Below are 13,274 nucleotides of genomic sequence, written 5' to 3' on the forward strand. Positions count from 1 at the left end.
CCGAAACCGCTGGGTAACGCTGTAATTATGCAGTCACCCGTATGACACGTCAGCCTACGACGGTTCCGAACAGTGCGCCCAGGGCGTACGTCACACCCGCGGCGGCGCCACCCAGGGCGAGTTGCCGCAGCCCGCTGAACCACCAGGAACGCGCCGTCACACGCGCCACGACCGCCCCACAGGCGAACAGTCCGACCAGGGCGAACAGCACCGCGGGCCAGATCGCGGAAGCCCCCAAAAGGTAAGGAAGAAGAGGCATCAGCGCGCCCAGCGCAAACGATCCGAAGGAGGAAATCGCCGCCACGGCAGGCGAAGGAAGGTCGGACGGGTCGATGCCCAATTCCTCCCTGGCATGGATCTCCAGGGCCTGCTCCGGGTCCTTGGAGAGCTGTGCGGCGACCTGCCGGGCGAGCGCCGGCTCGACCCCGCGCGAGGTGTAGAGGGCCGCCAGCTCCTCCAGCTCGTCCTTCGGGTGCTTGCGCAGCTCGGCCCGCTCGACATCCAGCTCGGCCTGCACCAGCTCACGCTGCGAGGCGACCGAGGTGTACTCCCCCGCCGCCATCGAGAAGGCGCCGGCCGCCAGGCCCGCGAGGCCGGTGATGATGATCGCCTGCTGCGACAGCGCGCCGCCGGCGGCGCCCGTCATCAGGGCGACGTTCGAGACCAGCCCGTCCATCGCGCCGAAGACGGCGGGGCGCAGCCAGCCACCGTTCACATCGCGGTGGGTGTGGTTGTCGCGGTGGGCCACATGCGTCGGCGCCGCGGCATCCATGATCTCCATGACGGACATATCGGTACCTACTCCCTGCGAGCGAGGTGTGGGCCGATGGCGGCACTTCCCCCTCCAACGCTTCGAAGTTATGCGGGGATTGGCCTTCGCCGCTAGCAAGGAAGGCCGAACTTACCGCGCTGACCTGCGGCTTTTCCGCGAGGTCGGGGATGAGATCCGGGTCACACGCCCGTACGGGGCCCGCCGGGCGCACCACTCCGGGGCCGTCCGAGGGAGTCGACCGGGTGACCCTGCCGCCCGGGACAGGAGAGCCGGGCCGTCGCGTGGCACGGATACAGCGCAGCGGTCCGAAGCCGGGCGGCGCCCCGCGGTCCCCGGCGGCGGTCCGGCCCGTACGACAGAACGGCACGCACATGAGCGCAGCGCACCCTCCGCCCGCGGATCCGGCCGGGCCCGGCGCGGGCGAGGCCGTCCGCGACCGGGCCCGGGGCGCGCTGCTCGGGCTCGCCGTCGGTGATGCGCTCGGAGCCCCCGCGGAGAACATGAAGCCCTCGCAGATCCGCCGCCGCTGGGGCCGGATCGAGGGCTATGTCGAGGACGACCCGGCCGGCACCGACGACACCGAGTACGCCATCTTCTCGGGGCTGCTGCTCGCCGCGCACGGCTCGGCGCTGACCGTCGCCCATGTCGAGGCCGCCTGGCACCGGTGGATCGCCGACCGTGACGAGGGGCCGTTCCGCGGTGCGGGCTTCAGTGAGCGCGGCACCCTGGAGAACCTGCGCCGGGGCCTGGCCGCGCCCATCTCCGCCCAGCACCGGCACGCCTGGAGCGACGGGCTGGCGATGCGCGCCGCGCCGTTCGGGGTGTTCGCCGCCGGACGGCCCGCCGAGGCCGCCCGGCTCGTCGCCATCGACGGCACGGTCAGCCATGACGGCGAGGGGATCTACGGCGGCCGGGCGGTGGCCGCCGGGGTCGCCACCGCCATGGTCGCCGCCTCCACCGACGCGGTGATCGCCGCCGCGCTGTCCGTCGTGCCGGAGGACTCCTGGACCGCCCGCTCTCTGCGCCGGGCGGTCGGTGCCGCTCAGCGCTCCCGGCACGACCCGGGCATCACCCGGCTCGGCACCGAGCGCGCGGTGCGCTCCGCCGTCGTGGTCGGCGGCTACCCCTGGACGGACCTGGCGCCGGAGGCCGTCGGGCTGGCCTTCGGCGCGTTCGAGGCGGCCCGCGGTGACTTCTCCGCCTCGGTGCTGACCGCGGTCAACATGGGGCGCGACGCCGACACCACGGCGGCCGTCGCCGGGGCGCTGGCCGGTGCGCTGTGCGGCGCCGCCGCGATCCCCGGGGCCTGGGCCGCCGCCATCGGCCCGGCGCGCGGCAGCTGTCTGCCGTCGATGGCGGGCTATCACGTCCTGGACATCGCGGAGCTGCTGACCTCGCAGGGGACGGACCCGGGCGCCCGTGCCACGGCGGGGCCCCCGGCCGGGACGGGCGTCGAGGCCGTGGTGGGGGCCGGATGAACGGCCGGGAAGCGGTGGGGAGCGCCGCCGGTCCCGGCGACACGGACGGTGCGCGGAGCCGTATCGAGGGGCTGCTGCTGGGGGTGGCCTCGGGGGACGCCGCCGGGTGGCCGGCGGCCCGGCACCGTGCGGCGCGGATGCCGGAGTGGACCCGGCGGCTGACCCGTGAGCTGGACACCTTCGCCGAGCAGAACGCGACCACCACGCTGCCCGTGCCGATCGCCCTCAACCAGCCGCCCGAACCACTGCGGCTGGGGCCCTCCGACGACGCCGAATGGGCGGCCTTCACCGCCGAATCGGTGCTCACCGCGGCCGGCGCACCCCTCAGCGACCTGGGCCTGGACCGCCGGATGCGGGCCGCCCTCGACCTCGCCTGGAACGCGCTCGCCAACGAGGTCGCCGCGGCCGCCGACCGGGCGCCCGAGGTCGAGTCCGCCGTCCTGCCGCTGCGCGCCCGGATCTCCGTACGGGCCGGGCTCGGCAACCTCGCCGCCGGGCTGCGGCCGCCCGCCACCGGCCATGACAACCCGCACTACTTCGACGACGCGGCCTGCGTACGCGCCGCCGTACTGGCCGTGGTGCACCCGGGCGAGCCGTCCGCCGCGGCCGAGCTGGCCGAGTACGACGCGCGCTACACCCAGGACGGCGACGGGGTGCACGGCGCGCGGGCGATGGCCGCCGCGGTCGCCTCCGCGCTCGGCGGCACGGCGGCCGCCGGCTGTGTGGAGGCGGCGCTGGACCAGCTCCCCGAAGGCACCGAGATCCGCCGCAACGCCCTGCACGCGGTCCGCCTCGCCCGGTCCTTCGCCACCGACGGCCCCGGCGCCGCCGGCCGCCCCGGCACCGCCTTCGCCCTGGTGCCCGTGCTGGAGCACGAGATCGTCGACCACGTCTACAGCTACGGCATCGCCGCGGCCGAGACCGTCCCGGTGGCGCTGGCACTGGCCCTCGCGACGGACGGGCGGGTCGCCGAGGCGGTACCGGCAGCCGCCTGTCTCTCCCGGGTCGCCGACTCCGCACCGGCCCTCGCCGGGGCGCTGACCGGAGCGCTCGGCGGCGCGCAGGCCCTGCCCCGCACCTGGCGCGACGCCTGCCGGGTGCTGTCCGGCTGTGCGCTGCCACGGCTGGCCGGCACGGATCTCGTCGAGCTGGCCGGGCTGCTCGCCCGTACGGAGCTGACCGCGCCCGAAGCCGCCGCGGCTCCCCCTCCGGCCCGTCCGGAAGCCGTCTCCCGTGCCCTTCTGGCTCCCGCCCCCTCCCCCACCGTGGAAGGACTCACCCGCACATGACCTACGCAAGCGAGCAGACACCGGCCGCGGCGCACGCCCCCGACGCGCAGGCCACCCGGATCCTGCCGGTCACCCCCGTCACCGCGGTCGCGCAGCCGTCGCCGGTGCCTCCGGTGCCCCCCGTCGCCCCCGTCCCGCCGTCCCTGGAGGACCGGGCGACCGGCGCGCTGGTCGGCGCCGCCGTCGGCGATGCGCTCGGCGGGCCGGTGGAGGGCCGGACACCGGAGGAGATCGTGAAGCGGCACGGCGGCCGGGTCGAGGGCATCGTCGGCCCGTTCCACGACGACTGGCGCACCGCCCGCCCGCTCGCGCCGTTCCACAAGGGCGACGGCCATGTCACCGACGACACCCTGATGACCCATGCGCTGGTGCGGGTCTACGAGGCGGTGCGCGACCACCTCGACGCCTATGACATCGCCGACCACCTGGTACCGGATCTGATCGGCACCCCGCGCTGGATCCCGGAGCTGGAGGCCGAGGCGCTGCCGGTGCAGCGGATCTTCCTCGCCGAGAAGTGGATCGTGGCGCGGCTGCACTACGGGCACGCGGACCCGCGCGAGGCGGGCGTCGGCAACATCGTCAACTGCGGTGCGGCGATGTACATGGCGCCGGTCGGCATCGTCAACGCCGGCAATCCGGACCGGGCCTACGCCGAGGCGCTGGACATCGCCGGTGCCCATCAGTCCTCGTACGGGCGGGAGGCGGCGGGGGTGTTCGCCGCGGCCGTGGCCGCCGCGTTCGTCCCGGACGCCACCCCGTCCTCGGTCGTCGTCCAGGCGCTGCGGCTCGCCAAGGACGGCACCCGGGCCGCGATCGAGGCGGTCTGCGAGGCCGCGTCCTCGGTCACCGGCCCCGAGTCGGCGGCAGCTTCGCTGCGTGCGGCGGTCGCCCCCTTCGACACGGTGGGTCCGGACTACCGCAACCCTTCGCTCGGCGCCCGGCGGCCCTCCCGGCTGCACGCCATCGAGGAACTCCCCATCGCCCTGGGCATGTTGCTGATCGGGGGCGGCGACTTCCGGTCCACCGTCCTCGGCTCGGTCAACTACGGACGTGACAGCGACTCGATCGCCACGATGAGCGGAGCGCTGGTCGGTGCCCTGCGCGGCGCGGAGGCCGTACCGGCCGAGTGGAGCACGGAGGTCGCCCGCGCCAGCCGCCTCGATCTGCAGGCGCCGGGGGCCGCGCTGGCCGCCGTCGCGCGTGAGGTCTTCACCCGCGACCGGGCCCGCGCCCGCACCCATGAGCAGGCCTTCACCGCGATCTCGGCCATCCCGGCGATGACGGAGGCGGTCGGACGGTGACGGCCACGGCGGCCGCGCTCGCCCGGCCCGCTCCCCCGGCGCCGCTCCGGGTGACCTGGGTGCAGCCCGAGGATCTGATCGGGCATGAACTGCGGCAGGCGGCGGAGGACGGCCGGGACGCCGCCGGGATCGCGCGGCGGTGGCGGGCGGCGGGCGGGACGACGGCGCCGGGCCGGGCGGGCGCCTCCCCCGGCCCGGCCGGTCCGGCCCTGCGGGCGCTCGCCGGGACCCTGCTCGATGAACTCGCGCTGCTGCCCTGCCCGTCGGAGGCCGACGAGCCCACCGACCTGACGGTGATTCAGGAGGGGTGGGAGCCCTGGCCGGTGGACAGCGGTCCGCGGCCAGAGGGCGGGGGGACGGCCGCCCGTCTGGAGGCGGCCTGGCTCGGGCGGGCGGCCGGCTGTCTGCTCGGCAAGCCCGTCGAGAAGCTGCCGCTCGGCGGGGTCAGGGAGCTCGCCCGCGCCACCGGCAACTGGCCGCTCGCCGGGTACTTCACGGAGGCCGGACTCGACCCGGCGGTGGCCGCGCGCCACCCCTGGAACCGCCGCAGCCGCGCCACCTCGCTCGCCGAGAACATCGACGGTATGCCCGAGGACGACGACCTCACCTACCCGCTGCTCGGCCTGCTGCTCCTCGAACGCCACGGGGCCGGCTTCACCACGGCCGAGGTGGCGCGGCTGTGGCTGGACGAGCTGCCGGCCGGCCGGACCTTCACCGCCGAGCGCCTGGCGTACCGCAACCTGCTGGACGGCATCGAACCGCCGCACACCGCGCGGTACCGCAACCCGTTCCGGGAGTGGATCGGCGCCCAGATCCGCGCCGACATCCACGGCTGGACCCACCCCGGCGACCCGGCCGCCGCCGCGGCCCAGGCCTGGCGGGACGCGACGCTCAGCCATACCGCGAACGGGGTGTACGGCGCGATGTTCGTGGCGGCCACGCTCGCCGCGGCGGCCGGCGGCGGCACCGATGTGCACGGTGCGCTGCGGGCCGGGCTGGCCGTGATCCCCGCGCGGTCCCGGCTCGCACGGGCGGTCCGCCGCGGTATCGCGCTGGCGCACGACGAGCCCACCGGCACCCCGGCCGCCTTCGCCGGCGTCGTCGACCGGCTGCATACCGCGTACGGCCACCACCACTGGGTGCACGCCGTACCGAACGCGGCGCTGCTGGCCGCCGCGCTCACCCATGCCGACGGTGACTTCACCGGCTCCATCTGCCGTGCGGTGTCCGGGGGTTGGGACACCGACTCGAACGGCGCCACCGCCGGTTCGCTGGCCGGACTGCTCGCCGGGTCGCCCGCCGCGCTGCCCGCCCGCTGGACGGCACCGCTGCGCAACCGGCTGGCCACCGGCGTCCGCGGGATGGACGGCATCGGCTTCGACGCCCTCGCGGAACGCACCGCCGCACTGGTCGTGCCCGGTGACCCCGTCCTGCCCGGTAGCCCCGTCGTGCCGGGCAACCCCTCCGACCGAACAGAGGCCCCCGCGCCATGACCGACCCGTCCCTGTCCGGGGCACCCCGGCCCGCCGCCGACGAGCACACCGACCCCGGGTCCCCCGCCCCCGAGTCCCCCGTCCCCGGCCCGCTCGCCGGGCTCCGGGTGCTCGATCTCGCCACCCTGTTCGCCGGTCCGCTCGCCGCCACCCTGCTGGGGGACTTCGGCGCCGAGGTGATCAAGGTCGAGCATCCGCACCGGCCCGACCCGTCGCGCGGCCACGGGCCCGCCAAGGACGGCATCGGCCTGTGGTGGAAGCTGCTGGGCCGCAACAAGAGGACCATGACGCTCGATCTGTCCCACCCGGGCGGCCGGGACGTGCTGCTGCGGCTCGCCGCCGGGGCGGACGTCATCGTGGAGAACTTCCGGCCCGGGACCCTGGAGAGATGGGGCCTGGGCTGGGACGAGCTGTCCGCCGTCAACCCGCGCCTGGTGCTGGCCCGGGTCACCGGCTTCGGGCAGTTCGGGCCGTACGCCCGGCGCCCCGGGTTCGGCACCCTCGCCGAGGCGATGAGCGGCTTCGCCGCGCTCACCGGTGAACCGGACGGTCCGCCGACCCTGCCGCCGTTCGGTCTCGCCGACGCGATCGCCGCACTGACCACGTCGTACGCCGTGCTGGCCGCGCTGCGCGGACGGGAGACCACCGGCCGCGGCCAGGTCATCGACCTGGCCCTGATCGAACCGATCCTGACGGCCCTCGGTCCGCAGCCGCTCTGGTACGACCAGCTCTGCCACGTCCAGCCGCGCACCGGCAACCGCTCCCCGAACGTCGCCCCGCGCAACACCTACCGCACCGCCGACGGCTCCTGGGTGGCGGTCTCCACCTCGACCGAGTCGGTCGCCGGGCGGGTGATGCGGCTGGTCGGCCGGCCCGAGGTGATCGACGAGCCCTGGTTCGCGACCGGCACGGGGCGGGCCCGGCACGCCGATGAGCTGGACGCCGCGGTCGGCGGCTGGATCGCCCGGCACGACCGGGCCGAGGTGCTGGCCGCCTTCGAGAAGGCCGAGGCGGCCGTGGCCCCCATCTACGACATCCGCGAGGTGATGGCGGACCCGCAGTACGCGGCACTGGAATCGATCACCGAGGTCCCGGACGACGAGCTCGGCACTGTCCGGATGCAGAACGTCCTCTTCCGGCTCTCCGAGACACCGGGCGCCATCCACTGGGCGGGTCGCCCGCACGGCGCGGACACGGATGAGGTGCTGGCCGGGCTCGGGCTGACCGACGCGGAGATCGCCGGGCTGCGCACGGCGGGTGCGCTGTGAGCCCGGCCCCGCACACCCCCGGGCAGCCCCCCGCTCCCACCCCGCTGACCTGGCTCTATGTGCCCGGGGACCGCCCGGAGGTGGTGGCCAAGGCGCTCGGCTGCGGGGCCGATGTGGTCGTGGTCGACCTGGAGGACGCGGTCGCCCCGGACCGCAAGGACCATGCGCTGCGGGCCACCGCGGAGCTGCTGAGCGGCCCGGTGCCGGTGCCGGTCCATGTCCGGGTCAACGCGCTGGACGGCCCGCTCGCCGAGAACGAGATCCGCACCCTCGCCCCACTGCCCGGCCTGGCCGGTCTCCGGCTGCCCAAGGTGCAGGGCCCGGCCGATGTCCACCGCGCCGCCGGCTGGGCGACCACGGCCGCGCCGGTACCCGAGCACCTCCCGTACGCCGCGGAAGGCCCCGTACGACCCGCCGGGCACGCTGTCGCGGGACATCCCGCCCCGGTCCGTACGCCCGGTGTCACCGCCACCCTCGCCCCCGCGGGCCCGCCCGCCGCGAGCGCCCTGCCCGCCACCCCGGCCCTGTACGCGCTGCTCGAATCCGCGCTGGGCATCGAGCACGCCTTCGCCATCGCCACCGCACATCCGGCGCTGCGCGGGATCGCGCTCGGCGAGGCCGATCTGTGCGGGGAGCTGGGGGTGCGGGACGACGCGGGGCTGGCCTGGCCGCGCAGCCGGACCGTGGTCGCCGCCCGCGCGGCCGGTCTGGCCCCGCCGCCGCAGTCGGTCCACCCGGACGTCCACGATCTCGACGGGCTGGCCCGGTCCTGCGCCCGGGGCCGGGCGCTGGGGTTCCTGGGCCGGGCGGCGATCCACCCCCGCCAGCTCCCGGTCATCGAAGCGGCATATCTCCCCTCGGCGGAGGAGATCGCGACGGCAGAGGAGATCGTGCGGGCCGCCACGGAGGAGGGCGGGGCGCTGGCGCTGCCGGACGGCCGGTTCGTGGACGCGGCGGTGGTCGCGGGCGCCCGGCGGGTGCTGGATCTGGCCGGGCGCCGGCGCTGACCGCCCCGCCGCGTCCGGACAGCACAGCGCCGGGCGGACCCGGTGTGTCGGGTCCGCCCGGCGCGTGCGGCGGCCGGTGGCCGCCTCAGGACTTCTTGGTGCTGCCGCTGCCGGCGGGCTTGGCATCCGCGGCGGATGCGTCCGCCGCGTCCCCGGACTTCTTGTCGCCGGGCTCGTCGTCCGCGGAGGTTTCGGCCTCTTCGGCGCCGGACTCCGCCGCGCCGTCGTCGGCCGCCGTCTTCGCCGCGGGCTTCTCGACCGAGACCTTGCCCTCCTCGGCGCCGTCACCGTCCGATCCGCTCCCGGCGGTCTCGCCGTCCGCGTCCTCCGCGAGCTGCGCACCCGGTTCGACGACCGCTTCGCGGCCGGGTGCCTTCTTGGCGGAGATCACGAAGTAGGCGACGGCCAGGACCAGGACGATCAGCGCGGTCCAGACGTTCAGCCGCAGGCCCAGGATGTGGTGCGCCTCGTCGACCCGCATGTACTCGATCCAGGCGCGGCCGGCGCAGTAGGCGGCGACATAGAGCGCGAAGGCCCGTCCGTGGCCGAGCCGGAAGCGCTTGTCGGCCCACATCACCAGCGCCGCGACGCCGATGCACCACAGGCACTCGTAGAGGAAGGTCGGGTGGTAGGTGCCGCCGATGCGTCCGATGGCCGGGTCGGAGCTGATCTCCAGCGCCCACGGCACATCGGTCGGCTTGCCGTACAGCTCCTGGTTGAACCAGTTGCCCCAGCGGCCGATCGCCTGCCCGAGGGCCAGACCGGGCGCCAGCGCGTCGGCGTACGCGGGGAGCGGGATGCCGCGCCGGCGGCAGCCGATCCAGGCGCCGACCGCGCCGAGCGCCACCGCGCCCCAGATGCCGAGGCCGCCCTCCCACACCTTGAAGGCGTCGAGCGGGTGACCGTTCGGGCCGAAGTACGGCTCGTACGTCGTGATGACGTGGTAGAGGCGGCCGCCGATCAGCCCGAAGGGCACGGCCCATACGGCGATGTCCGCGACGGTTCCGGAGCGGCCGCCGCGCTGCACCCAGCGCTTGTTGCCGAGCCAGACGCCGACGAAGACGCCGATGATGATGCAGAACGCGTAGCCGCGCAGCGGGATCGGGCCGAGATGTACGACGCCGACCGACGGGCTGGGAATGAATGCGAGGTCCATGGCAGGGACGACGCTACCGCGCCGGGCGGGGTCGGCGGCAACCCGGCCCGGCTACGGCTGCGTAACGACCCCGTCCTCGCGCCGTGACGCTGTGTGTCCGGCGCGGTCGCGGCCCCCATGGGCCGCCGTCTAGGACGCGGGCGCCCCGCTCCTTCCGGTCAGCTCTCCCTGGGGTGCGGCGCTCCTTCCGGGGTGCTTGTCCTGGGGCGTCCCGGGGTGCTTGTCCTGGGGCATTCCGGGGTGCTTGTCCTGCGGCGTTCCGGGGTGCTTGTCCTGGGGTGAGGCGCCCGTGTGCGGCGTGGCGCTCTTCTTCCCCGGCTGCTTGTTCCCCGGCTGCTTGGCCTTGTTGGCGTCCAGGACCATCTTCTTGAGGTCCGCTGGGCCGAACTGTCCGCCCTTCTCCTTCGAGAGGTCCTTGCCGTTGAGCAGGACGGTCGGGGTGCCGCGGTATCCGGAGGTGGCGAAGGCGTCGTTGGACTTCTTCACGAAACGGTCGTAGGTGCCGTCGTTGACGCATTTGGTGAAGGCGGGGGTCACCAACCCCTTGACCTTGCCGGCCAGTTGGAGGAGGTACTTCTTGTCGCCGAACTTGTCCTGCGGCTCGGGCGGCTGGTGGGAGTAGAGGAGGTCGTGGTACGCGCGGAACTTTCCGGCGTCCTGCGCGCACAGGGCGGCGTTGGCGGCGTTACGGGACCCCTGGCCGCCGGCGTTGCCGTCGATGATGGTCACGAGGTGGTACTCGCTCTTGAGCCGGCCGGAGTCCTCCAGCTCATGGATGACCGGACGGAAGCCGGTTTCGAACTGCTGGCAGGCGGGGCAGCGGAAGTCCTCCCACACCGTGAGTGTGGACGGGGCGTCGGCCGATCCCACCGGGACGGCGGGCCTGTCGCCGCCGCTGGCCTGCTTCGGGACGGCGACCTCGTTGTCGTTGGCGGCGGGTTTGCCGGAGGACGACGACGCCCAGACGGCGATGCCGCCGGCCACCGCCAGCACCGCCACCACCGCCCCCGCGACGATCGCCTGGCGGCCGCGCCGGGCGCGCGCCTTCTCCTTCTCCCGCTGTTCCTGCAGTCGCTCGCGGGCGCTTTTCTTACCCTCATGGTTCTTCTGGCTCACGCCCCTGGACAACGAAGCGGAGGGGTGCCGCCGCACCCCTCCGCACCGATGTTCGCCCTATCGAGGGACAGCAACCGGGCCCGCGTCCCTCACGGCCCGGCCGCGCGCACCGCCTCTAGGAGTGCTTGCGCACGCCCTCGGCCAGCTCGCCCGCCAGGGAGCGGACCCCGGCGAGACCGGCCGCCAGGTCGCCGTCCGCCGCCAGCAGCAGCTTGACGAACGCCGAGCCGACGATCACTCCGTCCGCGAACCGGGCCACCTCGGCGGCCTGTTCGGCGTTGGAGACCCCGAGGCCGACGCAGACCGGCAGGTCAGTAGTGGCCTTGGTGCGCCGCACGAGGTCCTGCGCCTGCTCGCCCACCGACTCGCGGGTGCCCGTGACGCCCATCAGCGAGGCGGCGTACACAAAGCCGGAGCCGGCCGCCGTGATGTCGGCGAGCCGCGCGTCCTTGCTGCTGGGGGCGACGACGAAGACGGTGGCGAGACCGTGCTTGTCGGCGTGCTCCCGCCAGGTCGCGGACTCCTGGACGGGCAGGTCGGGCAGGATGCAGCCCGCGCCGCCCGCCTCGGCGAGCTCGGCGGTGAAGCGCTCGATGCCGTAGCGGTCGATCGGGTTCCAGTAGGTCATGACGAGGACGGGCTTGCCGGTGGCCGCATGGGCCTCGCGCACCGTCCGCATGACGTCGGCGATCTTCACCCCGCCCCGCAGGGCGATGTCGTCGGCGGTCTGGATGACGGGGCCGTCGAGGACGGGGTCGCTGTGCGGCAGCCCAACCTCCACGACGTCCGCGCCGCCGTCGAAGACGGCCTTGGCCGCCTCGATGCCACCGTCGACGGTCGGGAACCCGGCCGGCAGGTAGGCGATGAGCGCGGACCGGCCCTCGGCCTTCGCGGCGGCGAGGGTGTCACTCAACAGCTTGATGTTCCCGCTCACTTGACGTCCCCCTCGATCTCCGCGTCCTCGGTGCCGGCGTCCGCCTCGACGGCGGCGTCCGCGTCGTAGAGGCCGAAGTAGCGGGCCGCGGTGTCCATGTCCTTGTCGCCGCGCCCGGACAGGTTGACGACGATCAGGCCGTCCTTGCCGAGCTCCTTGCCCACCTCCAGGGCCCCGGCGAGGGCGTGGGCGCTCTCGATGGCCGGGATGATGCCCTCGGTCCGCGAGAGCAGGCGCAGTGCCTGCATCGCGGCGTCGTCGGTGACCGCGCGGTACTCGCCGCGGCCGCTGTCCTTGAGGAAGGCGTGCTCGGGCCCGATGCCCGGGTAGTCGAGACCGGCCGAGATGGAGTACGGCTCGGTGATCTGGCCCTCCTCGTCCTGGAGGACGTAGCTCCTGGACCCGTGCAGGATGCCCGGCTCACCGGCGCTCAGCGTGGCGGCGTGCTCACCGGTCTCGATGCCGTGGCCCGCGGGCTCGCAGCCGATGAGCCGCACCCCGTCGTCCGGGATGAAGGCGTGGAAGAGCCCGATGGCGTTGGAGCCGCCGCCGACACAGGCGACCGCGGCGTCCGGCAGACGGCCGGCGCGCTCCAGGATCTGGCGGCGCGCCTCGACGCCGATGACGCGGTGGAAGTCACGCACCATCGCGGGGAACGGGTGCGGTCCCGCGACGGTCCCGAACAGGTAGTGGGTGCGGTCGACATTGGCGACCCAGTCGCGGAAGGCCTCGTTGATGGCGTCCTTGAGGGTGCGGCTGCCGGACTTCACGGCGATGACCTCGGCGCCGAGCATCCGCATCCGGGCGACGTTGAGGGCCTGCCGCTGAGTGTCGATCTCGCCCATGTAGATGGTGCATTCGAGGCCGAACAGGGCGCAGGCGGTGGCGGTGGCGACGCCGTGCTGGCCCGCGCCGGTCTCGGCGATGACCCGGGTCTTGCCCATCCGCTTGGTGAGCAGCGCCTGGCCCAGCACGTTGTTGATCTTGTGCGAGCCGGTGTGGTTGAGGTCCTCGCGCTTGAGGAACACCCGGGCCCCGCCGGCGTGTTCGGCGAACCGCGGCACCTCGGTGAGCGCGCTGGGGCGCCCGGTGTAGTTGACCATCAGGTCGTTGAGCTCGGCCGCGAACGCGGGGTCACCCTTGGCCTTCTCGTACTCCGCGGCGACCTCGTCGACCGCGGCGACCAGCGCCTCGGGAATGAACTTGCCGCCGAACGCACCGAAATAGCCTTCGGGGTTCGGCACCTGTCCCTCGGGATCGGGAAGGAAGAAATCGGAGGACATCAGACGCACTCCTCGCCGGGGCGGCTGCCCCGGAAGTCCGGTTGTGTCGGGATGGGCATCACGGTGTGCGGCGCGCACGGGGCGGCGGGCCGTCGCCGCAGCGGAGCGGCAACGGGGCGCTCGGCCGGAGGCCGGCCGGCGTCGTGGGACCTGGCCGGGGCGCTCCCCCGCCCCCTC

At 74.5% G+C, this 13,274-nt stretch carries 11 protein-coding genes; 6 read left to right on the forward strand and 5 right to left on the reverse strand.

Annotated elements, in window-relative coordinates; genetic code table 11:
• Positions 1–49: 49 nt before the first annotated feature.
• A complete protein-coding gene (locus tag NUT86_RS11530) occupies positions 50–781 on the reverse strand; it encodes a VIT1/CCC1 transporter family protein (protein ID WP_159489497.1) in 732 nt (243 codons plus the stop codon).
• A 362-nt stretch (positions 782–1,143) separates the two neighbouring features.
• Here NUT86_RS11530 and NUT86_RS11535 point away from each other — a divergent pair, with 362 nt between their 5' ends.
• Genes NUT86_RS11535 through NUT86_RS11560 form a run of 6 tightly spaced genes read left to right on the forward strand, consistent with a single transcriptional unit; the run spans position 1,144 to position 8,608 of the window.
• A complete protein-coding gene (locus tag NUT86_RS11535; RefSeq protein WP_274734986.1) occupies positions 1,144–2,250 on the forward strand; it encodes an ADP-ribosylglycohydrolase family protein in 1,107 nt (368 codons plus the stop codon).
• Positions 2,247–3,539 carry an ADP-ribosylglycohydrolase family protein gene (locus NUT86_RS11540; RefSeq protein ID WP_274734988.1) on the forward strand — a complete coding sequence of 431 codons (1,293 nt, stop codon included), beginning with the start codon at positions 2,247–2,249 and terminating at the stop codon, positions 3,537–3,539. The genes NUT86_RS11535 and NUT86_RS11540 overlap by 4 nt, the downstream gene beginning before the upstream one ends.
• Positions 3,536–4,840: an ADP-ribosylglycohydrolase family protein gene (locus NUT86_RS11545; RefSeq protein ID WP_274734990.1), complete on the forward strand. Its 1,305-nt coding sequence runs from the start codon at positions 3,536–3,538 to the stop codon at positions 4,838–4,840. The genes NUT86_RS11540 and NUT86_RS11545 overlap by 4 nt, the downstream gene beginning before the upstream one ends.
• Positions 4,837–6,333, forward strand: a complete 1,497-nt coding sequence (locus NUT86_RS11550) for an ADP-ribosylglycohydrolase family protein (protein WP_274734992.1) — start codon at positions 4,837–4,839, stop codon at positions 6,331–6,333. Before NUT86_RS11545 ends, NUT86_RS11550 begins: the two co-directional genes overlap by 4 nt.
• Positions 6,330–7,601 (forward strand): CaiB/BaiF CoA transferase family protein, encoded by a 1,272-nt coding sequence (locus tag NUT86_RS11555; protein ID WP_274734994.1) that lies wholly within the window; start codon positions 6,330–6,332, stop codon positions 7,599–7,601. Before NUT86_RS11550 ends, NUT86_RS11555 begins: the two co-directional genes overlap by 4 nt.
• On the forward strand, positions 7,598–8,608 hold the full coding sequence (locus NUT86_RS11560) for an HpcH/HpaI aldolase/citrate lyase family protein (protein ID WP_266446254.1): 1,011 nt from the start codon (positions 7,598–7,600) through the stop codon (positions 8,606–8,608). The genes NUT86_RS11555 and NUT86_RS11560 overlap by 4 nt, the downstream gene beginning before the upstream one ends.
• A gap of 85 nt (positions 8,609–8,693) precedes the next feature.
• Here the strand turns inward: NUT86_RS11560 and lgt are convergent, their stop codons facing one another.
• The 4 genes from lgt to trpB form a co-directional block, all read right to left on the reverse strand.
• Entirely contained in the window at positions 8,694–9,764 is a 1,071-nt protein-coding gene (gene lgt, locus NUT86_RS11565) for a prolipoprotein diacylglyceryl transferase (RefSeq protein ID WP_159488608.1), read from the reverse strand.
• A gap of 129 nt (positions 9,765–9,893) precedes the next feature.
• On the reverse strand, positions 9,894–10,880 hold the full coding sequence (locus tag NUT86_RS11570; RefSeq protein ID WP_159488606.1) for a DsbA family protein: 987 nt from the start codon (positions 10,878–10,880) through the stop codon (positions 9,894–9,896).
• Between the two features lie 115 nt (positions 10,881–10,995).
• A complete protein-coding gene (trpA, locus tag NUT86_RS11575; protein WP_266446249.1) occupies positions 10,996–11,814 on the reverse strand; it encodes a tryptophan synthase subunit alpha in 819 nt (272 codons plus the stop codon).
• The gene (gene trpB / locus NUT86_RS11580; protein WP_093644816.1) at positions 11,811–13,097 is read right to left on the reverse strand and encodes a tryptophan synthase subunit beta; all 1,287 of its coding nucleotides are present in this window, start codon (positions 13,095–13,097) and stop codon (positions 11,811–11,813) included. Before trpB ends, trpA begins: the two co-directional genes overlap by 4 nt.
• Between the last annotated feature and the right edge of the window lie 177 nt (positions 13,098–13,274).

Source organism: Streptomyces sp. G7(2002) (genome assembly GCF_028870195.1).
Lineage (GTDB): Bacteria > Actinomycetota > Actinomycetes > Streptomycetales > Streptomycetaceae > Streptomyces > Streptomyces nigrescens.